This window comes from Blastococcus sp. SYSU DS1021 (assembly GCF_054050995.1).
Genome location: NZ_JBJHAL010000033.1, coordinates 21,805 through 42,913, shown reverse-complemented (window position 1 = coordinate 42,913; position 21,109 = coordinate 21,805). Strand labels below are relative to the sequence as shown.

General features: G+C 74.9%; 26 protein-coding genes and 1 pseudogene. 12 read left to right on the top strand and 15 right to left on the bottom strand.

The window, feature by feature from the left end; all coding sequences use genetic code 11:
- Positions 1-6: 6 nt before the first annotated feature.
- Positions 7-1,596: a cytochrome ubiquinol oxidase subunit I gene (locus tag ACI8AP_RS19390; RefSeq protein ID WP_456591003.1), complete on the bottom strand. Its 1,590-nt coding sequence runs from the start codon at positions 1,594-1,596 to the stop codon at positions 7-9.
- A 121-nt stretch (positions 1,597-1,717) separates the two neighbouring features.
- On the opposite strand from ACI8AP_RS19390, the gene ACI8AP_RS19385 reads away from it, so the two are divergent.
- Positions 1,718-2,080 (top strand): BlaI/MecI/CopY family transcriptional regulator, encoded by a 363-nt coding sequence (locus tag ACI8AP_RS19385; protein WP_456591002.1) that lies wholly within the window; start codon positions 1,718-1,720, stop codon positions 2,078-2,080.
- Positions 2,081-2,098: 18 nt separating this feature from the next.
- Entirely contained in the window at positions 2,099-3,025 is a 927-nt protein-coding gene (locus ACI8AP_RS19380) for a M56 family metallopeptidase (RefSeq protein WP_456591001.1), read from the top strand.
- Between the two features lie 13 nt (positions 3,026-3,038).
- On the opposite strand, the pseudogene ACI8AP_RS19375 reads toward ACI8AP_RS19380, so the two are convergent.
- A pseudogene (locus ACI8AP_RS19375) lies at positions 3,039-3,345 on the bottom strand (FadR/GntR family transcriptional regulator).
- Between ACI8AP_RS19375 and ACI8AP_RS19370 the strand changes: the two are divergent.
- From ACI8AP_RS19370 to ACI8AP_RS19355, 4 genes are all read left to right on the top strand, one after another.
- Complete coding sequence (locus ACI8AP_RS19370; protein ID WP_456591013.1) at positions 3,280-3,474, top strand: hypothetical protein; 195 nt, start codon at positions 3,280-3,282, stop codon at positions 3,472-3,474. The pseudogene ACI8AP_RS19375 and the gene ACI8AP_RS19370 sit on opposite strands and share 66 nt — an antisense overlap.
- A 62-nt stretch (positions 3,475-3,536) precedes the next feature.
- The gene (locus tag ACI8AP_RS19365) at positions 3,537-3,743 is read left to right on the top strand and encodes an amidohydrolase family protein (protein ID WP_456591012.1); all 207 of its coding nucleotides are present in this window, start codon (positions 3,537-3,539) and stop codon (positions 3,741-3,743) included.
- A gap of 53 nt (positions 3,744-3,796) precedes the next feature.
- The gene (locus ACI8AP_RS19360) at positions 3,797-5,359 is read left to right on the top strand and encodes an acyl--CoA ligase family protein (RefSeq protein WP_456591000.1); all 1,563 of its coding nucleotides are present in this window, start codon (positions 3,797-3,799) and stop codon (positions 5,357-5,359) included.
- Between the two features lie 64 nt (positions 5,360-5,423).
- Positions 5,424-6,032, top strand: a complete 609-nt coding sequence (locus tag ACI8AP_RS19355) for a zinc-binding dehydrogenase (RefSeq protein ID WP_456590999.1) — start codon at positions 5,424-5,426, stop codon at positions 6,030-6,032.
- On the opposite strand, the gene ACI8AP_RS19350 is transcribed toward ACI8AP_RS19355, so the two are convergent.
- The 7 genes from ACI8AP_RS19350 to ACI8AP_RS19320 form a co-directional block, all read right to left on the bottom strand.
- Positions 6,018-6,446, bottom strand: a complete 429-nt coding sequence (locus ACI8AP_RS19350) for a hypothetical protein (RefSeq protein ID WP_456590998.1) — start codon at positions 6,444-6,446, stop codon at positions 6,018-6,020. The genes ACI8AP_RS19355 and ACI8AP_RS19350 overlap by 15 nt on opposite strands.
- A 76-nt stretch (positions 6,447-6,522) precedes the next feature.
- On the bottom strand, positions 6,523-8,844 hold the full coding sequence (locus tag ACI8AP_RS19345) for a heavy metal translocating P-type ATPase (RefSeq protein WP_456590997.1): 2,322 nt from the start codon (positions 8,842-8,844) through the stop codon (positions 6,523-6,525).
- Positions 8,841-9,758: a hypothetical protein gene (locus ACI8AP_RS19340; RefSeq protein WP_456590996.1), complete on the bottom strand. Its 918-nt coding sequence runs from the start codon at positions 9,756-9,758 to the stop codon at positions 8,841-8,843. Before ACI8AP_RS19340 ends, ACI8AP_RS19345 begins: the two co-directional genes overlap by 4 nt.
- 13 nt (positions 9,759-9,771) lie before the next feature.
- On the bottom strand, positions 9,772-9,984 hold the full coding sequence (locus ACI8AP_RS19335; protein WP_456590995.1) for a heavy-metal-associated domain-containing protein: 213 nt from the start codon (positions 9,982-9,984) through the stop codon (positions 9,772-9,774).
- A gap of 25 nt (positions 9,985-10,009) precedes the next feature.
- Positions 10,010-10,330 carry a metal-sensitive transcriptional regulator gene (locus ACI8AP_RS19330; protein WP_456590994.1) on the bottom strand — a complete coding sequence of 107 codons (321 nt, stop codon included), beginning with the start codon at positions 10,328-10,330 and terminating at the stop codon, positions 10,010-10,012.
- 60 nt (positions 10,331-10,390) lie between these two features.
- Complete coding sequence (locus ACI8AP_RS19325) at positions 10,391-10,738, bottom strand: helix-turn-helix domain-containing protein (RefSeq protein ID WP_456590993.1); 348 nt, start codon at positions 10,736-10,738, stop codon at positions 10,391-10,393.
- 103 nt (positions 10,739-10,841) lie between these two features.
- Positions 10,842-11,339, bottom strand: coding sequence for an Hsp20/alpha crystallin family protein (locus ACI8AP_RS19320; protein WP_456590992.1), 498 nt, complete (start codon positions 11,337-11,339; stop codon positions 10,842-10,844).
- A 156-nt stretch (positions 11,340-11,495) separates the two neighbouring features.
- Between ACI8AP_RS19320 and ACI8AP_RS19315 the strand changes: the two genes are divergently transcribed.
- The 4 genes from ACI8AP_RS19315 (at position 11,496) to ACI8AP_RS19300 (ending at position 14,380) form a co-directional block, all read left to right on the top strand.
- On the top strand, positions 11,496-11,960 hold the full coding sequence (locus tag ACI8AP_RS19315) for an STAS domain-containing protein (RefSeq protein WP_456590991.1): 465 nt from the start codon (positions 11,496-11,498) through the stop codon (positions 11,958-11,960).
- Positions 11,961-12,008: 48 nt separating this feature from the next.
- Positions 12,009-13,283, top strand: a complete 1,275-nt coding sequence (locus tag ACI8AP_RS19310; RefSeq protein ID WP_456590990.1) for a YibE/F family protein — start codon at positions 12,009-12,011, stop codon at positions 13,281-13,283.
- A 14-nt stretch (positions 13,284-13,297) separates the two neighbouring features.
- Complete coding sequence (locus tag ACI8AP_RS19305) at positions 13,298-13,915, top strand: class I SAM-dependent methyltransferase (RefSeq protein ID WP_456590989.1); 618 nt, start codon at positions 13,298-13,300, stop codon at positions 13,913-13,915.
- A 132-nt stretch (positions 13,916-14,047) separates the two neighbouring features.
- On the top strand, positions 14,048-14,380 hold the full coding sequence (locus ACI8AP_RS19300; protein ID WP_456590988.1) for a TraR/DksA family transcriptional regulator: 333 nt from the start codon (positions 14,048-14,050) through the stop codon (positions 14,378-14,380).
- Between the two features lie 16 nt (positions 14,381-14,396).
- Here the strand turns inward: ACI8AP_RS19300 and ACI8AP_RS19295 are convergent, their stop codons facing one another.
- The 6 genes from ACI8AP_RS19295 to ACI8AP_RS19270 are packed head-to-tail and all read right to left on the bottom strand — an operon-like array spanning position 14,397 to position 19,680.
- Positions 14,397-14,708 (bottom strand): hypothetical protein, encoded by a 312-nt coding sequence (locus ACI8AP_RS19295; protein WP_456590987.1) that lies wholly within the window; start codon positions 14,706-14,708, stop codon positions 14,397-14,399.
- 42 nt (positions 14,709-14,750) lie between these two features.
- Positions 14,751-15,698 (bottom strand): glycosyltransferase family 2 protein, encoded by a 948-nt coding sequence (locus ACI8AP_RS19290; protein ID WP_456590986.1) that lies wholly within the window; start codon positions 15,696-15,698, stop codon positions 14,751-14,753.
- Positions 15,695-16,570 (bottom strand): glycosyltransferase family 2 protein, encoded by an 876-nt coding sequence (locus ACI8AP_RS19285; protein ID WP_456590985.1) that lies wholly within the window; start codon positions 16,568-16,570, stop codon positions 15,695-15,697. The genes ACI8AP_RS19290 and ACI8AP_RS19285 overlap by 4 nt, the downstream gene beginning before the upstream one ends.
- On the bottom strand, positions 16,567-17,652 hold the full coding sequence (locus tag ACI8AP_RS19280; RefSeq protein WP_456590984.1) for a prenyltransferase: 1,086 nt from the start codon (positions 17,650-17,652) through the stop codon (positions 16,567-16,569). Before ACI8AP_RS19280 ends, ACI8AP_RS19285 begins: the two co-directional genes overlap by 4 nt.
- Before the next feature lie 13 nt (positions 17,653-17,665).
- Positions 17,666-18,433: a class I SAM-dependent methyltransferase gene (locus ACI8AP_RS19275; protein ID WP_456590983.1), complete on the bottom strand. Its 768-nt coding sequence runs from the start codon at positions 18,431-18,433 to the stop codon at positions 17,666-17,668.
- The gene (locus tag ACI8AP_RS19270; protein ID WP_456590982.1) at positions 18,427-19,680 is read right to left on the bottom strand and encodes a glycosyltransferase family 4 protein; all 1,254 of its coding nucleotides are present in this window, start codon (positions 19,678-19,680) and stop codon (positions 18,427-18,429) included. The genes ACI8AP_RS19275 and ACI8AP_RS19270 overlap by 7 nt, the downstream gene beginning before the upstream one ends.
- 94 nt (positions 19,681-19,774) lie before the next feature.
- Between ACI8AP_RS19270 and ACI8AP_RS19265 the strand changes: the two genes are divergently transcribed.
- Both ACI8AP_RS19265 and ACI8AP_RS19260 read left to right on the top strand, forming a co-directional pair.
- Positions 19,775-20,068 carry a Dabb family protein gene (locus ACI8AP_RS19265; RefSeq protein WP_456590981.1) on the top strand — a complete coding sequence of 98 codons (294 nt, stop codon included), beginning with the start codon at positions 19,775-19,777 and terminating at the stop codon, positions 20,066-20,068.
- 36 nt (positions 20,069-20,104) lie between these two features.
- Complete coding sequence (locus ACI8AP_RS19260; RefSeq protein ID WP_456590980.1) at positions 20,105-20,872, top strand: hypothetical protein; 768 nt, start codon at positions 20,105-20,107, stop codon at positions 20,870-20,872.
- The last annotated feature ends 237 nt before the right edge of the window (positions 20,873-21,109 follow it).

Sequence of the window (21,109 nt, the reverse complement as noted above, 5' to 3'; positions counted from 1 at the left end):
GGGGCGTCAGTAGGCGAACTGGAGGACGTCGTCGTCGGGGCGGCGGTCGCGGCCGTCGCCCCCGACGCCGCCGGCGTCGCCGTCCGGTCCCTCGCGGCGGTCGTCGTCCTTCCCGGTGCCGATGGGGGGCGTGGCGCTGGTGTCGCCCGCGGTGACGCCGGCCCGGATGAAGCGGGTCAGCAGGCCGACCTCGATGACGGCCAGCACCCCGTAGACGAGGGTCAGCGCGGTCAGCGACGTCCAGACCTCGCCCGCGGTGACGCCGGGTGAGACCGCCTGGGCGGTGAAGAACCAGATCTGCTCGTCGACCGGCACGTCCGGGTTGGGGACGACGACGAACGGCTGGCGGCCCATCTCGGTGAACACCCAGCCCGCGGTGTTGGCCGCGAACGGAGCCCCCACCGCGGCCAGCGCGCCGTACACGCCGATCCGGGAGGTGGGCACCCGGCCGCGCCGGGTCGCCCAGAGGGCGTAGGCCGCGACCCCCGCCGAGACGGCACCCATGCCGATCATCAGCCGGAAGCTCCAGTAGGTGACCGCGAGCAGCGGCTGGTAGTCCACCGGCTCCCCGGCCAGCGAGCCGAAGCGCGACGGGTCGTCGGGGTAGGTGGCGCCGTAGACCTCGGCGTACCGCTCCTGGAGGTCGTTGACGCCGGGGACCTCGCTGGTGAAGTCGTTGTGCGCGAGGAAGGACAGCAGGCCCGGGACGGTGATCGAGTGGACGTCGTCGCACTCGTTGGAGCCGAGCTTGCTCCAGGCGAAGACCGAGAAGGAGGCAGGCGCCTCGGTCTCGCACAGCGCCTCCGCCGAGCTCATCTTCAGCGGCTGCTGCTGGTACATCAGCTTGGCCTGCCAGTCACCGGTGAGGGCGACCAGGACGAAGGCCACCAGCGACACCCAGCCGCCGATCCGGACCGACCGCCGCCACACCGCGTGGTCGATCTCGTCGGCCGGGCGCCCGGCCAGCTTCCGCCGGCGCAGGTGCCACAACCCGACGCCGACCAGCAGCGCGCCGGCGACCATGAGGGCGGCCACGATGGTGTGCGTGAAAGCGGCGAGCGCGGTGTTGTTGGTCAGCACGGCGAGGAAGTCGACCTGCACCGGGCGGCCGGTGGCGTCGTCGGCGACCACCCCGACCGGGTGCTGCATCCAGGAGTTGGCGGCGATGATGAAGTAGGCGCTGACGGTCGAGCCGATGACCGCCGCCCACAGGGCGGCCAGGTGCACCTTCTTCGGGATCCGGCCCCAGCCGAAGATCCACAGCCCCAGGAAGGTCGACTCGAGGAAGAAGGCCAGCAGGGCCTCCAGCGCCAGCAGCGAGCCGAACACGTCGCCGACGAAGCGGGAGTACTCGCTCCACGCCAACCCGAACTGGAACTCCTGCACGAGCCCGGTCGCGACCCCGAGCACGAAGTTGATCAGGAAGATCTTGCCCCAGAACCGGGTCATCCGGAGCCACTCGGGCTTGTCGGTGCGCACCCACATGGTGTGCATGACGGCGACCGCGAGCCCCAGCCCGATGGTCAGCGGGACCATCAGGAAGTGGTAGACGGTCGTGATCCCGAACTGCCAGCGCGCCACGTCCAGGACGTCCACGGCACCTGTCCCCTCGTCGTCGAGGCCGACGTACTATCGACACGTTCTTTCTACGCTTCGTAGAAGAGATTTTCTACGACACGTAGAAGAGTGCGGTGTGATCCGCCGGACAGGAGGACCGATGGCTTCACTGGGAGAGCTCGAGCGCGCCGTCATGGAGCGGCTGTGGGCCGCCGACGGCCCGGTGGCCGCGACCCGCTTGCGGGACGAGCTGGCCGATCGCGGTGTCGCGCTGACCACGGTGCACACCGTGCTGACCCGGCTGGAGCAGAAGGGGTTCGTCGTCCACGACGCCGCCCGGCCCCGCCGGTTCTCCGCCCGGGCCAGCCGGGAGGACCACGCGGCCCAGGTGATGCGCGAGGTGCTGGGGCAGGCCGCCGACCGGCAGGCCGTGCTCGCCCGGTTCGTGGGCGGCGTGGACGAGGAGGAGGCGCGCCTGCTGCGCGAGCTGCTGGCGGGGCCGCCCTCCCGCGACACCGCCTGACCGTTCGCGTCCCTCGTCGTGCTCCCCGCCACCGCGGCCGCCCTCGCGGCGCTCGCCGCCCTCCTGGCCTGGCCGGTGCCGGCGCTGCTGGCCCGGTCCCGCTGGCCCTCGCGCGACCCGCTCGTCGCGCTGCTGTGCTGGCAGGCGATCGGGCTGGCCGGCGGCCTGTCGATCATCGGCGCGCTGCTGGTGCACGGGCTCGCGCCGTGGGGGCACTCGCTGCCCGAGGCGGGGTGGGCGGTGCTGACCGGGCACTCCGCCGTCGACCCGGTCCGGGGCGACCACTGGGTGACGCTGACCCTCGCCGGCGTGCTGGCCTTCGAGCTGGTCGGGGTGCTGGTGCTCTCCTGGGTGCGGATCGCCCGCACCCGGCGCCGGCACCGCGCGCTGCTGGAGCTGGTGGTGCAGCCGGCGCCGCAGCCCGATGCCCGGCTGCTGGAGCACCCGGCCCCCGTGGCGTTCTGCATCCCCGGGGCCCGGCCGCTGCTGGTGCTCTCCTCCGGCATGGTCGCCGAGCTGGACGACGAGCAGCTCGCCGCCGTCGTGGCGCACGAGCGGGCGCACCTGGGTGAGCACCACCACCTGCTGCTGCTGCCGTTCGTGGCGTGGAAGGCGGCGCTGCCGGTGCTGCCGGCGGCCGAGCGTGCCTACGGCGCGGTCCGGGAGCTGGTGGAGATGCGGGCCGACGACGTGGCGCTGAGGTCGCTGCGCGGTGCCGCTCCCCGGCGCACGCTCGCCGAGGCGATCGTCGCGGCCGCGGGTGGCTCCGGCGGGGTGCCGAGCGGAGCCCTCGCGGTGGCCGGGGCGGGGGTGCGGGCCCGGGTGGTGCGGCTGCTCGAGCCGGCCGACCCGCTCCCGCCCGCGGCCCGCGTGACGGCCCTCGCCGCCGCCGTCCTGCTGCTGCTCCTGCCGACGGCGCTGCTGCTGGTGCCCGCGGTGGGCTGAGCGGGGCCGGGCCTCAGCGCTCCTGGTAGGCCAGCAGGTGCTCGCGCAGATAGGTGAGGTGCTCGATCACCGCTTCCTCTGCGGCCGCGGGATCCTGCTCGGCGAGCGCGCGCACGATCCGCTGGTGCTGGCGCACCGTCGTCCGGCCCACCTCGGGGGGAGAGGTCGAGGTAGTGCACCGGCTCGGTCTCGAAGTGCAGTGCGCTGACGAAGGAGGCCAGGACGCGGTTGCCGGAGGCGCGGGCGATGGCCCCGTGGAACTGCTCGTCCAGTGCGGGGACCCGCGGATCCTCGACGGAGATGGACTTCTGCAGGGCCACGATGTCCCGGAGCTCCTGCAGGTCCTCCTCGCCGAGGACCAGGTCTGGGTGACGCTCTCCGGGCTGGAGCGGCTGCTGCCGGCCGGCGTGGAGGCCGAGGCCGGCGGCGCCGCGTTCGCCGAGGCGTGAAAACGGCACGACGAGGCGATCGCCGCCCGGTCCGCGCCCTCGTCGAGGTGCGGCCGTAGAACCTGCTGTGGGGCACCGACTGGCCGCACGTGAACCTGCAGCTGCCCCGCCCCGACGCCGCGGGGTTGCGCGAGCGACTGGACCGCTGGGTGCCCGACCCCGCCGTCCGGCACGCCGTCCTGGTGGACAGCCCCGCCCGCCGGTACGGGTTCGGCCCCGTCGGCGCGCCGTCCCGCGAGCCGGTCGGCTCAGGACCGGGCAGGGTGTGACCCAGGGCTCAGCACGGCCCGCTCCCCACCGACTGACCCGTCAGGAGACCCGGATGGCCTCGTTCACGTTCAGCCAGCTCAGCCCGACGGCGTACCTCGAGCGGTCGGCGCGGGTGTTCCCCGAGCGCACCGCGATCATCGACGGGGACCGCCGGTTCACCTACCGGGAGTTCGCCGACCGCTCCCGCCGGCTGGCCGGTGGGTTGGCCGCGCGCAGCATCGCGCCGGGCGACCGCGTCGCGGCGCTGTGCGCCAACAGCGCCACGATGCTCGAGCTGCACAACGGGATTCCGTGGGCGGGCGCGGTGATCGTGCCGCTGAACAGCCGGCTCTCCCCGGCCGAGCTCGGGTACGTCCTGGAGCACTCCGGGGCGTCCCTGCTGGTCGCCGATCCGCAGTTCGCCGCGACCGCGACCGAGGTGGCGGCGACGGCCGGCATCCCCCTGGTCCTGGCCGGGGACCGCGACAGCGAGTACGAGCAGCTGCTGGCCGGCGGCGAGCCCCTGGCGATGCCGTGCTCGGACGAGACCGGGCTGCTCGCCCTGAACTACACCTCCGGCACCACGGGGCGGCCGAAGGGCGTGATGTACGCCCACCGCGGGGCCTACCTCCAGGCGCTGGCGATGGCGATGCACACCGGGCTCGGCTCCTCCAGCCAGTACTTGTGGACGCTGCCGATGTTCCACTGCAACGGATGGTGCTTCCCGTGGGCCGTCTCGGCCGCCGGCGCCACGCACGTCTGCCTGCCCAAGGTCGAGCCCGCCCGCATCTGGCAGCTGCTGCGCACCGAGGGCATCACGCACTTCAGCGCGGCGCCCACCGTGCTGACGATGATCCTCAACGCCGAAGAGGCGGCCGAGGGGCCGGTGGACCCCCGGGTGGAGGTGCAGACCGGCGGGGCACCCCCGACGCCGACCCTGCTGGCGCGCATGTCGGCGCTGAACATGGAGGTCACCCATCTCTACGGGCTCACCGAGACCTACGGCCCGCTGGCGCTCAACGAGTGGCACCCGGAGTGGGACGAGCTGGGCACCGACCAGCAGGCCGAGCTCAAGGCGCGGCAGGGCGTGGGGAACGTGGTCGCCGATCCGCTGCGCGTCGTGGACGACAGCGGTGCCGACGTGCCGCGCGACGCGACGACGGTCGGGGAGATCGTCGCCCGTGGCAACGACGTGATGCTCGGCTACTACCGCGACGACGAGGCGACCGCGGCGGTTACCCTCGCCGACGCGGACGGTCAGCGGGGCTGGTTCCGCACCGGTGACCTCGCGGTCGTCCACCCGGACGGCTACGTGGAGATCCGGGACCGCAGCAAGGACATCATCATCTCCGGGGGCGAGAACATCTCCTCGGTGGAGATCGAGCGGGCGCTCGACGCGCACCCGGCCGTCGTCGAGTCGGCCGTGGTCGCCGAACCGCACGAGAAGTGGGGCGAGGTGCCGGTCGCGTACGTGACGCTGCGGGCCGGCGCCGAGGTCACCGACCAGGAGCTGGCCGACTTCGTCCGGTCCCGGCTGGCCGCGTTCAAGACGCCGAAGCGGTTCGTCCGCGGAGAGCTCCCCAAGACCTCCACCGGCAAGGTGCAGAAGAACCTGCTGCGCGAGCAGCGCAGCTGACCCCCCGCCTGCAGCCCCCTCCGCAGCACGGACGCCCATCCACGACGCACGTACGGGAGCGACCATGGCGATCGCCACGATCAACCCGGCCCCCGGGGAGACGGGCGTTCCTCGTGCACGGCGGCTCCAGCGGGATCGGGACGATGGCGATCCGGCTGGCCGCCCGGGCCGGGCGCGGGCGGCCACCACGGCCGGGAGTGCGGCCAAGCTCCAGGTGTGCCGGGAGCTGGGCGCCGACATCCTGGTGAACTACCGCGAGCAGGACTTCGTCGCCGAGGTCCGGGAGGCCACGGACGGGCACGGTGCCGACGTCGTGCTGGACAACATGGGTGCGGCCTACCTCGGGCGCAACGTCGACGTCCTGGCTCCCGGCGGGCAGCTGGTGACCATCGGGATGCAGGGCGGGACCCGGGGCGGGCTGGACTTCGGCGTCCTGATGCGGAAGCGGGGGAAGGTGCGCACCACCACGTTGCCCGGCCGGCCGGCCACCGGGCCGGGCAGGAAGGCCGAGGTGGTGGCCGCCGTGCTCGCCGAGGTGTGGCCCGACGTCGAGGCAGGGGTCATCCGGCCGGTGGTGGACCGTCGCCTGCCGATGAGCCAGGCGGCGGACGCGCACGTGCTCCTGGAGGCCAGCAGCCACGTGGGCAAGGTGCTGCTGCTAGCGGGGTCCTGACCCGGCGAGCAAGCGGTCGGCCAGCGCCGAGCCCGCCGCGAACCCGCCGCTGACCAGCGCGGCCCGGCGGTAGCGGGGGAGCGCCAGCACCGGCAGCATGCTCGCCGCGTGCAGCCCGTCCACCGCGGCGGACAGGCGCAACGCGGCGGGTTCCGGTGAGACGAGCACCGCGAGGTGCTGGGCGACCAGCCGCGCGCCGAGCACCCGGGCCACCCACAGCCGGCGGCGCGGGTAGTGCGGCGCCAGCCGACCGGTGAGCGTGGCCGGGCGCGTGACCAGGGTCAGCCCGGCGGCTAGGCCGACGCCGGACAGGACGCGGGCGGCCGATCGCCGGCCGTGGTCGAGGGTGGTACTCAGCGGAACGCCTCCGAGGGGGAACAGGTATCCGGGCACGTCCGGCTCTGCCCAGTCCAACTGGGCAGAGTCCGACTGCGCGCAGGGGTACCCCGGCCGGTCCGGTGCACGCCCCGGAGTCGGCCGCTCCCGTCGGTCAGCTGCGGTCCGCCGGCTCGGCCGGAGCGGCCGCCGGGCGGCCGGAGGGCACCGCGAGGGTCGCGTCCCGGTTCTCCGGCAGCGGCGCGAACGAGCGCAGCCGCAGGCTGTTGGAGACGACGAAGACCGAGCTGAACGCCATGGCGGCGCCGGCGATCATCGGGTTGAGCAGCCCGGCGGCGGCCAGCGGCAGGGCGGCGACGTTGTAGGCGAACGCCCAGAACAGGTTGCCCTTGATGGTGGCCAGCGTCCGGCGGGCCAGCCGGATGGCGTCCGCCGCGACCCGCAGGTCACCTCGCACCAGGGTCAGGTCGCTCGCCTGGATCGCCACGTCGGTGCCGGTACCCATCGCCAGGCCGAGGTCGGCCTGCGCCAGGGCGGGTGCGTCGTTCACGCCGTCCCCGACCATCGCGACCGTCCTGCCCTCGTCCTGCAGCCGCCGGACCACGTCGACCTTGTCCTGCGGGAGCACCTCGGCGACGACCTCGTCGATGCCCACCTGGGCGGCGACGGCCCGCGCGGCCTGCTCGTTGTCACCGGTGAGGAGGATCGGCGTCAGCCCCAGCGCGCGCAGCTGCGCGATCGCGGCGGGGGAGGTGTCCTTGACCGCGTCGGCGACCACGAGCACGCCGCGCGCCGCGCCGTCCCAGCCGACCGCGATCGCGGTGCGGCCGGCGCCCTCCGCCTCGGTGACGGCGAGCTCGAGGTCGGCGGGCAGCGGCATGGCCCAGTCGGCCAGCAGGCGCCTGCGGCCGATGACCACCGCGGACCCCTCGACCACCCCCTGGACGCCGAGCCCCTCGACGTTGGCGAACTCGGCCACCGACGGGAGGGAGCCGGTGCGCTCGGTCGCGCCCCGGGCGACGGCCTGTGCGATGGGGTGCTCCGACGCCGCCTCCAGGGCTCCGGCCAGCCGCAGCACGCGGTCGGCGTCCTCGCCGGCGGCGGGGACGACGTCGAGCAGGGTCATGCGGCCGGTGGTGACGGTGCCGGTCTTGTCCAGGACCACGGTGTCGACCCGGCGGGTGGACTCCAGCACCTCGGGCCCCTTGATCAGGATGCCCAGCTGGGCGCCGCGGCCGGTGCCCACCATGAGGGCGGTGGGGGTGGCCAGGCCGAGCGCGCAGGGGCAGGCGATGATCAGCACGGCGACCGCGGCGGTGAAGGCGGCGGGCAGCCCCGCACCGGTGCCGATCCAGAAGCCGAGCGTGCCGGCGGTGATCACCAGCACGACCGGGACGAAGACGCCCGAGATGCGGTCGGCCAGGCGCTGCACCTCCGCCTTGCCGTTCTGCGCCTCCTCCACCAGCCGGGCCATCTGGGCCAGCTGCGTCTCGCTCCCCACGCGGGTGGCCCGCACGACGAGCCGGCCCCCGGCGTTGACGGTGCCGCCGGTGACGGTGTCGCCCGGGCGGACCTCCACGGGCACCGCCTCGCCGGTCAGCATCGAGGCGTCGACAGCGGAGGAGCCCTCGGTGACCTCGCCGTCGGCGGCGATCTTCTCGCCGGGGCGGACGACGAACAGGTCACCGCGGCCGAGCTCGCCGACGGGGATGCGCCGCTCGGTGCCGTCGCGCAGCACCGAGACCTCCTTGGCGCCGAGTTCGAGGAGCGCCCGCAGGGCCGCCCCGGCTCGGCGCTTCGACCTGGCCTCGAACCAGCGCCCGGCGAGGATGAACGTCGTCACCCCGGCGGCGGCCTCGAGGTAGATGTTGGCGCCGCCGTCGGTGCGGGCGATGGTCAGCTCGAACGGGTGCGTCATCCCCGGCACGCCGGCAGTGCCCCAGAAGAGCGCGTACAGCGACCAGCCGAAGGCCGCCAGGGTGCCCAGGGAGACCAGCGTGTCCATGGTCGCCGCGCCGTGGCGCAGGTTGGTCCAGGCCGCGCGGTGGAACGGCAGGCCGCCCCAGACGACGACCGGCGCGGCCAGGGTCAGCGACAGCCACTGCCAGTACTCGAACTGCAGCGCCGGCACCATCGCGAGCAGGATCACCGGCACGCTGAGCAGCGTCGACACGGCGAGCCGGGTGCCGAGCGCGCGCGCCGGTCCGTCGGCCTGGTCGTCCTCGGCGGGCGCCTCCGGTCGCGGGGGCTCCGGGAGCCGCGCGGTGTAGCCGGTCTTCTCCACCGTGGCGATGAGGTCGTCGGTGCTGACGCCGTCGGCGTAGCTGACCTTCGCCTTCTCGGTGGCGTAGTTGACCGTGGCGGTGACGCCGTCCAGCTTGTTCAGCTTCTTCTCGACGCGTGCCGCGCACGAGGCGCAGGTCATCCCGCCGATGAGCAGTTCGACGTCGGTGGTGCTGCCGGGGGCGGCGGTCATGGGTGCTCCTCGTGCTCCTGCGCGGGCACCGTGAACGCGGCCGTGTGCACGGCGTCGCCGTGCCGGAAGTCCAGGAACAGCCGGTAGGTACCCGCCGACGGGGCGGTGGTGACGAACGAGACGTGCGGTCCGGGCGCGGGCCGGCTGCCGCCGGCGGGCTCGGCGGGGTGCATGTGCAGGTAGGCGAGGTCTCCGTCCCGCAGGGCGACCAGGTGCCCGTAGGCGCCGAGGTAGGGCTGGAGGTCGGTGACCGGCACGCCGTCCCGGCTGATGCTGAGGGTCAGCTCCGTCTCCTCCCCGGGGACGAGGTCGCCGGTCAGGACGACGGTGTAGCCGTCGACCTCCGCGACCGCCGACGGTGCGGGCAGGGGAGTGGGCTCGTAGGTGCCGGGCACGGCGAGGTCCGCGCCCAGGACGCGGTTCTCGCCGTCGGCGGCGGCGGTGAAGTCGGCGAACAGCCGCCAGCTGCCCGGTTCCAGGGCTAGGGGTGCCCGCCAGACGCCGTCGTCCCCGAGGTCGGGGTGCACGTGCTGGTAGCCGGTCAGGTCGCGGCGCACCGCGACGAGGTGCAGGTCGACGTCGTGGTCGGTCTCGTAGGCGGTCACCGGGGAGCCGTCGGGGCCCCGGACGGTGAAGGCGACCGGGGTCGCCGGGCCGGCCGGAGCGGTGCCGTCGGCCAGGGCGAGGGTGAAGCCGTCCTGGGTCACCTGGAGCCCGCCCGGTCCGTCCGCCGGTGCGGGGGCGGCGGCGTCGTGGCCGCCGTCGCCGTGGCCGGTGCCGGGCTCGGCGTGCCCGGCACCGGCGGTGTCCGCGGCCGGCCCCACGGGGCCGACCGCCGCGCCCACGCCGACCGCCGCGCCGAAGACGGCGACCAGGCCGACGGCGAACGCGGCGATCCTCGCGGGAGTGTTCATGGCACCGGCCGCGTCAGCGGCCGCTCACCTCGTATCCGGCTTCCTCGACGGCGGCGTGGACGGCGGTGTCGTCGACCGGCTGCTCGCTGGTGACGGTGAGGCCGCCGGTGGCGAGGTCGACCTCGACGCCGGTCACGCCGGGGACCTGCGAGACCTCCTCGGTGACCGAGTTGACGCAGTGGCCGCAGGTCATGCCGGTGACGGTGTAGCTGGCGGTGGTGGTCATGGGGGGGTCCTCTCGGGTGTACGGGTCAGGAGCGGACGAGGCGGGCGATCGCGTCGGTGGCCTCGCGGACCTTCTCCTCGGCCTCCCGGCCACCGGCTCGTGCCGCGTCGACGACGCAGTGGCTCAGGTGCTCCTCGAGCAGTCCCAGTGAGACCGCCTGCAGCGCCTTCGTCATGGCCGAGACCTGGGTGAGGATGTCGATGCAGTACTTCTCGTCCTCCACCATGCGCTGCAGGCCGCGGGCCTGCCCCTCGATCCGCCGCAGGCGCTTGAGGTAGTCGTCCTTGCGGTGGATGTAGCCGTGCGCGTGCTCGTGGTCGTTGCAGGCACCGTCGGTCGTGTCCACGTCGTCCCTCCTGCCGGCGCCGCGCCCCGCGACGCCGAGGAACACCATACCCCCCTAGGGTTATGCGTCAAGTCCGGTCGCGCCCTCCTCTTCCTCCTCCGCCCGGAGCCTGGCAAGGTCGGCCCGGGCCGCGGCGAGCTCGTCCTGCAGGCCGACGATCATCTCGGCCGAGGCGACGGGGTGGCCGTCGTCGAGCAGGCCCCGCATGCGCGCGGCCAGGGCCAGCTGCTGGCGGGAGTAGCGGCGATGACCACCGGGGGAGCGGTGCGGGGAGAGCACGCCCGAGTTGTCCAGGCTGCGCAGGAAGGCGGCCTGCACGCCGAGCAGCTCGGCCGCCTGGCTCATGGTCAGGGCCGGGTAGTCCGGATCGTCCAGTCGGCGCAGCGGATCAGTGCGGTCGGGGTCCATCGCCCGCCTCCGGGTGTCGGGACGCCGCGTCGGGCGTCGAACGGAACAGGGGCCGGGCCCTGGACGGGCCCGGCCCCTGTGGTGCTGACCGGTTCGGCCGCGATCAGCTCTCGACCGCCTTGGCCTCGCGCTGCGCCTCGCCCTCGATGGTGCGGCCCTCGACGGCCGCGGGCGTGTCGGCACGGGTCACGGTGATCTTGCGCGCCTTCGCCTGCTCGGCCACCGGGATGCTGATGGTCAGCACGCCGTCGTGGTAGCTGGCCTCGAGCCGGTCGGTGTCGAGGCTGCGGCCGAGCACCAGCTGACGGGTGTAGCTGCCGAACGGGCGCTCGGCGACCGTCCACTCCGCGTTCTCCAGCTGGGGGACCGAGCGCTCGGCGCTCACGGTGAGGGTGTTGCCCTCCACCGAGAGGTCGATCGAGCCGGGGTCCACGCCGGGCAGGTCGAAGTGGGCGACGAAGTTGTCGCCGACCCGGTAGGCGTCCATCGGCATGCCCGAGAGCGGGCGGGCGGTCGCATTCCCGCCACGGCCGGTGAGCTGATCCAACGCGCGGAAGGCGGCGGACGTGGCGGCGAACGGGTCGTAAGCGGTCAGCATCATGGCTGGAACCTCCTGTGACGGTGGTACTCGTGTTCGCTGCCCGAGGTCTGAACCTCTAGTGGCGGCTACAGATTACCTCGGTCGCGCACCCTGGTAAACGTTCCTCGCGGAAAAATGTTCCCCGCGTCGGCTGCCGGTGGGCCGACCGTCGGGTGCGTGAACCGCGGCCCGGCGGGGCAGGACCGGACCGTGGAGGAGACGACCAACGACTCACCGCACGCCGACGCGCCGTCCGCCGAGCCCTCCGTGTCGCACACGGTCGAGGGGGACACCGCGAGGCTGGTCGTCGGCGGCGAGCTGACCGAGGCCGCGCGCCGGCCACTCGTGCGCACCCTCACCGACCTGCTGCTCGCCGAGCACTCGCTGCAGCGGGTGGAGCTGGACCTGCGTGAGGTCGGCTTCATGAACTCGGCGGGGCTCGCGGTGCTGGTGCAGCTGCAGAAGCTCGGGGTGCCCCGCGGGATCCCCACGGTCCTGGTGCAGCCGCCGTCCTCGGTGTCGCGCCCCCTGCAGCTCACCGGCCTCTGGCACCGCTTCACCGTCGTGACGGACGACGGCCGGGTGGTCACCGAGGCGTCGACCGGCGGGAGCCCCGCGCCGCCGGACCCGCGACACACCTGACCCGGCGCCGGGGCGGCTCCGCGGCCACGGGGCTCCTAGCCTGGCCGGGTGTCGTCCACGCATGCCCACAGCCACGGTCCCGATCCGGACGCGCCCCCGCCCACCGAGGAGGCGCTCGGCCGGCGGCGGCGCGCCGTCTGGTTGATGCTCCTGCTGCTCGTGCCCGTCGGCCTGGCCACGGTCATCGGGCTGATCGCGCTCTGGCCCAGCGGGGAGCCGACCCGGGCGGAACAGGCGGCCGAGCAGGCGCTGCCGCCGGGGACCACCTACCCCGACGGGCGGATCGTCTCGATCGAGACGTTCGACTGCGGCCTCGACCCCGCCGGCCCGCCGCAGACGTGCGCCACCGCCGTGGTGGAGGTCCTCGAGGGCGAGGGTGCCGGGAACTTCGAGCGGGTGGACATGCCGCCGGAGGTGGTCGCCGCCGGCGTCTCGGAGGGGGAGACGCTGGTGCTCACCCGCGACGCGGGCGCCGAGGGTGGCCCGACGTACGCCTTCTGGGACTACGAGCGGAGCACGCCGATCATCGTCCTGGCCGTCGCCTTCGCCCTCGTCGTCGGGCTGGTGGCGCGGCTCCGGGGGCTGGCGTCCCTGGTGGGGTTGGCGTTCGCGTTCTTCGTGCTGCTGCAGTTCGTGCTGCCCGGGTTGCTGAGCGAGGACTCTCCGACGCTGGTCAGCCTGGTCGGCTCCGCGGCGATCATGTTCGTCGTCCTCTACCTGGCGCACGGGTTCTCGGCCCGGACGACCACCGCGCTGGTGGGGACCCTCTTCGGGCTCACCCTGGTCGCGGTCATGGGGTCGCTCGCGGTCTCGGCCGCCCGGCTCACCGGGCTCACCAACGACGAGACCTTCACGCTCCAGCGCTACGACCCGACGCTGAGCTTCTCCGGCCTGGTGCTGGCCGGCATCGTGGTCGCGGGCCTGGGCGTGCTCAACGACGTGACCATCACCCAGGCGTCGGCGATCTGGCAGCTGCACGAGGTCTCCCCGGAGATGACCTGGCGGGAGCTCTACGCCCGCGGCATGGCGGTCGGCCGGGACCACATCGCCTCGACGGTCTACACCATCGTCTTCGCCTACGCCGGGGCGGCGCTGCCCCTCCTCCTGCTGTTCGAGATCTACGCCACGCCCGTCTGGACGCTCATCACCAGCGCAGCCCTGGCCGAGGAGGTCATCCGCACGCTGGTCGGGGCGATCGCGCTGGTGCTCGCCGTCCCGGTGACGACGGCGGCCGGTGCCTTCTTCGCCAAGGCGGCGGACACCCAGGCCGGCACCGCCACGGAGCGAGGGCTGACCGCCCTGCGCACCCGGTTCGCCCGATGAGCCAGGCTGTGCGCGTGACCGACCTGCTCGCCGCCGCCCGGGCGGCCTCCGGCTTCATGCCCGACGACGAGGGCCGCGCCCTGTACGAGGCCGCCCGCGCCATCGCCGTCCCCGGGCCGCTGCTGGAGGTGGGCAGCTGGATGGGCAAGTCGGCCCTCTACCTGGCCGCGGCCGCGCGGGAGACCGGTCGCCAGGTGGTCACCGTCGACCACCACCGGGGCTCCGAGGAGCACCAGCCCGGGTGGGAGTACCACGACCCGTCGCTGGTGGATCCCGCCGTCGGGCGGATCGACACCCTGCCGCGTTTCCGCCAGACCATCGCCGAGGCCGGCGCCGAGGACGTCGTGATCGCCGTCGTCACCCGGTCGGAGACGCTCGCCCCGCTGTGGAGCACGCCGCTCGCGCTGCTGTTCCTCGACGGCAGCCACACCGAGGAGTCCGCGCGCCGCGACCAGGACGCGTGGGTGGCCAAGCTCGCCGTCGGCGGCACGCTCGCCATCCACGACGTCTTCCCCGACCCGGCCGACGGCGGTCAGGCGCCCTACGGCGTCTACCGCCGGGTGCTCGACAGCGGGGAGTTCGACGAGCTGCCGGGCAGCGGGTCGCTGCGGCTGCTGCGCCGCACCGCCTGAGGCGCCCCCGCCGCGGACCGCACCGCACGGCCGCCGTCCGCGTGCTGCAGCGCGCGGACGGCGACCCGTGGGTGAGGTCGGCGCCCACTGCGGAGGCGTCGTCCTGTCGGCACCGGGGTGGAGGATGGCCCGGTGCTCCCACCCGACGACCTCTCCCGCGCGCGGACCGAGGCGCTCGCGCAGATCGAGGCGCTGACCCGCGAGTTCGACGCGATCGTCGCGGCCTCGCAGGCCTCCAACGCCGATGACGAGCACGATCCGGAGGGCGCCACCATCGCGTTCGAGCGCCAGCAGGTGGTCGCGCTGCTGGAACAGGCGCGGCGCCGGCTGGCCGACGTCGATGCCGCGGTCGTCGCCGTGGAGAACGGCACCTACGGCCGCTGCGAGACCTGCGGCCGGCCGATCGCGCCGGAGCGGCTCGCCGCCCGCCCCACCGCCCGCACCTGCATCGACTGCGCCCGCTGAGGCGCCGGCCGCGTGGTCACCCGGGGCCGAACACCCCCGACTGCGTCCAGTCGTCGAGCTCGACCTCGTCGTCGGGCAGCTCGCGTCGCAGATCCCGCAGCAGGCGCGGGCCCTCCGCGGCGAAGCGGGCGCGGGCATCCGGATCGCGCCAGCCGCCGTCCCAGTGGAAATGCTCCTGGAAGAGCTCGTTCCAGGCGGCCAGGCGGGCCGTGAGCTCCTCGGAGAGCCCGAGCCGGCCGGGGTCGGTGAGGCCGACGGTCCACAACGGCCACTCGGCCCCGTAGTCCGTCATCAGCCGGACGTGGCGCCGCCCCTGCCCGTTCTCCACGGCTCGCACGGTAGGCCGGCGGCACCCCGGCCGCACGAGGTCTCAGCTGACGTACCGCCGGGCCTTCGAGTTCCGCTGCGCCTCCTCGAGCGCGGCGAACCGGGCCTCGGCGTGCGGCGGCAGCACCCGCCGCTCGCGCAGCACCCACGGCAGGCCGCGGACCGCCTGCACCAGGCCGCGGGCGGTCACCCGGTCGCGGGGCACGGTGCGCAGCAGGTGCACCGTCCGCCGCAGCGCCGGGCGGAACGGACGCCGCAGCCACGTGGTCCACAGGGTGTTGCGGATGCCGTCGGCCCGCCGCTTGTGCGGATCCCGGGCGGTGCTGGCCTGGTGGTGGATGGTCAGCGCGGGCAGGTAGCACAGCTCCCAGCCGCGGGCGGCCAGGTCGCCGGCCATCAGCTCCTCCTCGCCCCCCAGCCACAGCCGCGCGGAGAACCCGCCCACCTCCTCGAACGCCTCCCGGCGCAGCACGGAGGCACCGGCCAGGAAGGAGCCGAGCGCCGGGCCGGGGAGCCAGTCGGCGCCGCGGACGGGGGAGTCGCGCAGCTCGGCGACGATCGGGTCCTCGACACCGCCCGGCTCGACCAGGATCCGGGCGGTGACGACGGCGAGCCGCGGGTGGGCGTCCAGCGTGTCCGCCGCCGTGCGCAGCGCCCCCGGCTCCCACCAGGTGTCGTCGTCGCAGAAGGCGACGTAGGGCGTGTCGAGCCGGGCGACGCCGAGGTTGCGACCGACCGCGCCCAGGTTCTCCGGGCTGGCGATCAGCTCGACCTGCGGGAACTGCTCGCGCACGGCATCGGCGGTGCCGTCGGTCGAGCCGTTGTCCACGACGACGACGTGCGGCTGCTCGGGCAGGGCCACCAGGCGTTCCAGGGCCAGCAGCAGTTCGTCCCGCCGCTGGTGGGTGATGACGACGACGGCCACGCGCGGGTCGGGCCCGGCGGGGCGGTCACCGGTGGCCGCCGCGGGGATCGTGCCGGTCGTGCTCACGCGCGCTCACCGGCCAGCACCCGCAGGTCCGCCCGCACCGCCGGGGGGACCGGTGCCCGCCGGCGGAGGGCGGCCGGGGCGTCGGGCAGCGCCCGCAGCAGGCCCTCGACGCCGGGGCGACCCGCGCGCACGGCCCGCCCGGCCGTCCGGACGACGTCCCGCATCGGGAGCCGCATCGCCGCGGTGAGCAGCCGGCTGCGCCAGATCCCGGTCTGCCGGCGTCCGGGGGCCTCGCGCCGGGGGGACGGGTGGTGGTGCACGGTCACCTCGTCGACGTAGGCCAGCCCCCACCCGGCGGCGGCCAGGTCGAGGGCCAGCCGCTCCTCCTCGCCGGGGAACCGGACCACCGGGTCGAACCCGCCGACGGCCTCGAACGCCTCGGTGCGCACCAGCGCGGCGCAGGCAACGAAGCCCAGCAGCGAGGGGCCGGGCAGGTCCCGCGCGGTGCCGAGGGGGCTCGCGGCCATCTCCGCGCAGACCGGGTCGAGCCGCTCCTCGGGCCCGACCAGGATGCGGGCGTTGAGGAGGGCCAGCCGGGGGTGGGCCCGCATGATCGCCACCGCGCGGGCGAGGTCGCCCGGTGCCCACCACGAGTCGTCGTCGGCGAAGGCGATGAACGGGGTGCGGGCGCGCGCGGCACCCAGCGTCCGGCCGTGGGCGCCCTCGTTGCGGTCCAGCGGCAGCAGCGTCACCTCGGGGTGCGCCTGGCGCACCGCGTCCACGGTGCCGTCGGTGGAGGCGTTGTCGACGAGCACCACCGGGGCCTCGTGACGCGGCAGCGTCGCCAGCAGGTCCTCGCGGCGGTTGCGGCTCGCGACGACGACGGTCACGTCGGGGGAGGGAGCCCGGTCGGTCGGGGAGGGCGCGGTCACGAGGTCACCGTGCCCGCGCCTCCGGCCAGCCAATCGGCGGTCGGAGTGGCGTCCGCCATGCCCGCTGCCGGCAGCGCCCAGGGGTCGCCGAACAGCCCGCTGGCGGGGGAGGCGCCGCAGAGGGCGTCGGCCGCCAGCAGCACGGCCGCGGCGGTCCACGTGGTGCGCTCGACCGGCCACCGCGCGTCGTCCGGGTAGACGAACCCGGTCCAGTAGGAGCCGTCGTCGTCCCGCAGGTGCTGCATCGCGGCCACCTGCTCGAGGGCGGCGTCGCGCTGCCCGGCGACGACCAGGGCCAGCGCGAGCTCGCAGGTCTCGGCCCCGGTCACCCACGGCCGGTCCGCGACGCAGCGGATGCCGAGACCCGGGACGACGAACCGGTGCCAGTCGCCGGCCAGCCGGTCGCGGGCCGCGGCACCGGTGACGGCGCCGCCGAGCACCGGGTAGTACCAGTCCATGGAGTAGCGGGACCGGTCGGCGAACGCCTCCGGTCGCCGGCGGAGGGCCGTGCCGAGGTCGGCGACGGCCAGCTCCCAGTCCGGCTGGGCCTCGCCGGCCAGCTCGGCCAGCGCCAGGCCGCAGCGCAGCGCCTGGAACAGGCTGGCGTTCCCGGTGAGCAGCGCGAGGTCGTCGGGGGTGCCGTCGGGCCGCAGCGCCCACGAGACCGCTCCGCCGGGCAGCTGCATCCGGGTCACCAGGTCCAGGCCGGCCCGCACCGCCGGCCACAGCTCGGTGACCAGCTGCTCGTCCCCGGAGACCAGCCAGGAGTGCCAGAGCCCGACGGCGAGGTAGCCGGCGTGGTTGCTCTCCGCGGCGGGTGCGGACTCCTCGCCGCCGCGGTACTCGGCCGCCCAGCTGCCGTCCGCCCGCTGCCGGCCGGCCAGCCACCGGTAGGCGGCCGCCGCCCGGGCGTGCTCGCCACCCAGGTCCAGCGCCATCGCCGCCTCGACGGAGTCCCAGGGGTCCAGCTGCCCGGTGGCGAACCAGGGGAGCGCGCCGTCGCGATGCTGCTCGCCGGCGATCCAGGCGACCGTCTGCCGCACCTGGTCGGCGCCGAGCACCCCGGGCAGCTCGGGCAGCACCGGGCCGCCCCGGTCAGCGGGCCGCAGCGGACCGCTCCAGGTCCAGCCCGGCCGCCGCGGCCGCGCCGGCCCCGGCCGGCTTGTCGGCGTAGACGACGAAGCTCTTGCCGATCAGCGGGTCGAGGACGCGCTCCAGCGCCCGGGTGAGCCAGGGACGCGTGGTGAGGTCCCAGACCAGCAGCCGGTGGTAGGCCCGGACCGCGGCGGTGTCCTTCTCGACACCGACGGCGCACTTGAGCCACCAGTACGGGGCGTGGAGGGCGTGCGCGTGGTGGCTCGCCCCCGGGACCAGGCCGGCGGTGGCCAGGCGGGCGCGCAGCACCTCGCCGCGGTAGATGCGGATGTGGCCGCCCTCGTTGGCGTGGTACTCGTCCGACAGCGCCCAGCACACCCGCTCGGGGCCGTAGCGCGGCACGGTCACCGCCACCCGGCCACCGGGCTTGAGGACGCGCACGATCTCGGCCATCGCCGCGGCGTCGTCCGGGATGTGCTCGAGCACCTCCGAGGCCATCACCCGGTCGACGCTCGCGTCGGGGAAGGGCAGGTGCAGCAGGTCGCCGCGCACCACCTCGAAGCGCGCACCGGCCGGGGCCTCGCCGGCCTCGGCGATCGCGCCGAGCCAGCGCTTCGTCGTCTCGACCTCGTGCCGGCCCCAGTCGACGGCGACCACGCGCGCGCCGCGGCGGTAGGCCTCGAAGGCGTGCCGCCCCTCGCCGCAGCCCAGGTCGAGGACGGTCATCCCCGGGCGCAGGTCGAGCCGGTCGTAGTCGACGGTCAGCACGGGGTTCCCTTCCGGTCCAGCGTCTCGGCGTACCACTCGGCGGTGCGCGCGGCCGTGGCCCGCCAGGTGTAGGTGTCCAGGACCCGCCGGCGGCCGGCGCGCCCCAGCTGCTCGGCCAGCGAGGGGGAGTCGAGCACCAGCTGCAGGGCGGCGGTCAGCTCGCCGACGTCACCGGCGCGCACCCGCAGCCCCGCCTTCGTGCCGACCACCTCGGGCAGCGCACCGGCGTCGGTGGTCACCAGCGGGGTCGCGCACGCCATGGCCTCCACGGCAGGCAGCGAGAACCCCTCGTAGAGGGAGGGGATCGCCACGACGCTCGCCCGCTGGAACAGCTGGGTCAGCTCCGCCTCGGGCACCGGGCCGGTGAAGCGGACGGCGTCGCGCAGCCCCAGCCGGTCCAGCGCCGCCTCGGCGGGACCGCCGGGCCGGGCGGAGCCCACGACGGTGAGCCGCACGGGTCGCTCCGTGCGCAGCTTCGCCAGCGCCTCCAGCAGGTGCACCAGCCCCTTGAGCGGCACGTCGGCGCTGGTGACCGCGAGGATCGAGTCGGGCTCACGGGGCTGCCCGGCCGGCGGCGGGGTGAACTGGTCGGGGTCGATCCCCACCGGGATGACGCTCATCCGCTCCGGCGCCAGCCCCATGCGGGCGGCGATGTCACGGCGGGAGTTCTCCGACACCGTGGTGACGGCATCCAGCCGCTGGACCACCCGCGCCTGCATGCGGGTGAAGGCGTACCACCGCCGCAGGGTGAGCTTGCGGCGCAGCGTCGGGGCCGCGGCCAGCTCGAGGTCGCGGTCGATGGCGATCGGGTGGTGCACCGTCGCCACCGTGGGCACGCCGGCCCGCACCAGCCGGAGGAGGCCGTAGCCCAGCGACTGGTTGTCGTGCACCACGTCGAACTCGTCCCGCCGGGGCAGCAGGTGGCGGGCGGCGCGCAGGCTGAACGTCAGCGGCTCGGGGAAGCCGGCGGTGCACATCGTGGCCCACTCCGCCACGTCGACCCAGTCGCGGATCTCCGACGGGCGCGGGGTGCGGAAGGGATCGGGCTCCCGGTAGAGGTCCAGGCTCGGCACGCGGGTGAGCGGCACGCCCTGGTCGAGCTCGGGGTAGGGCTGACCGCTGAGCACCTCGACACGGTGACCGAGCTCGCGCAACTCGCGGGAGAGCGCCCGGACGTAGACGCCCTGGCCGCCGCCGTGCGGCTTGCTGCGGTAGGACAGCAGTGCAATGCGCAACGACCGTCCCATGGACCGGACTCTAACGATCGCGCACCGGGCGACGGCTACCAGCCGGTAGCCGGACCACCCGGCCGGTCGACGCCGGGCCTGGCACAGTTCCCGCATGATCCGTCACGTCGTGCTCTTCACCTGGTCCCCGGATGCCGACGCCGAGCGGCGGGCGCAGACCATCGAGGCGCTGCGCGGGCTGCGGCGCACGGTCGGCGGGATGACGTCGCTGGTGGTCGCCGACGACGCGGGCCTGGTCGACGGCAACGCCGACACCGTGCTGATCGCCGAGTTCCCCGATGTCGAGGCCTTCCGCCACTACGCGCAGGACCCCGTGCACCTGGCGGTCATCGCCGACCACGTGCGGCCCATCCTGGCCTCGCGGACGGCGATCCAGCACCGGATCTGAGGGGCGGTGCGGTGCCCGCCGACTAGCGTCTTCGCCATGACCTCCGCACAGCGCCTCCCCGGCCGGCACCGTCGTCCCGGCGCCCTGCTGGCCGGGGCGGCCGCCGTCGTGCTGCTGACCGGCTGCGGTGGCGGGGACGCCTCGGACCGCACCGCCGCGGCCGCCTCCTCGGCGGCGGAGGCCTCCGCCGCGCAGGCGACGGAGGCGCCCGATCTGGCCTCTGGGCTGCTGCCCGCCGACGCCTTCGGTCCCGACGCCACCGTGGTGGCGGTGTCGCCGGAGCAGCTGCGCCTGGGCGCGGGCATCGCGGCCGCCGCGCCGGACGTGCAGATCACCCCGGACAGCTGCCGGGCCGCCGTGGACGGCACCCAGCCCGATCTGGCGGCGTTCGAGGACGTCGCCGCGCAGAGCGCGACCACCGGATCGGCGACGACGGTGCAGATGCTGGTGCGCGGCGGACCGCTGGACGGCGCCGTCGCGCAGATGGCCGACGCCGCCGAGCGCTGCCCCGAGGCGCAGCTCGCCTCCCCGCAGATCGGTGAGGCGGCGGTCTCCTTCGAGAACCTCCCGGTGGCCGACCTGGGTGACGGCTCGGCCCTCGTGCGCTACACGACCGCGATCACCGCCCCCGACGGTTCTCGGGTGACCGTGCCGACGCTGATCGGGGCGGTGGAGGACGACGACCGGCTGCTCCTCCTGGTGTCCCTGGACACCGGGCTCGCCGGCGCCACACCGGCCGACCCGGCACCCTTCGCCGAGCTGCTCCAGCAGGCCTACGAGACGCAGGCCGACGCGCTGGGCTGAGCCGGCCGCCGGCCACGCCGGCCATGCCACGACGGCCCGGCGCTCCGGGCCGTCCCGGGGGTTGCCCTGTCCCGGGGGAGGGGGCGACACGGGTAGCGGCCTCGGAGCTCGTGCCCTGCCCGCCCCTGTGGGCAGGGCACGAGCTCCGCCAGGCCCCCCACCCGGAGTCGTCCCGGACCCGCGGCGGGACGGCGTGCTCCGCGGGCGGTTGCGCCCTGCCCGCTCCGGTGGGCTGAG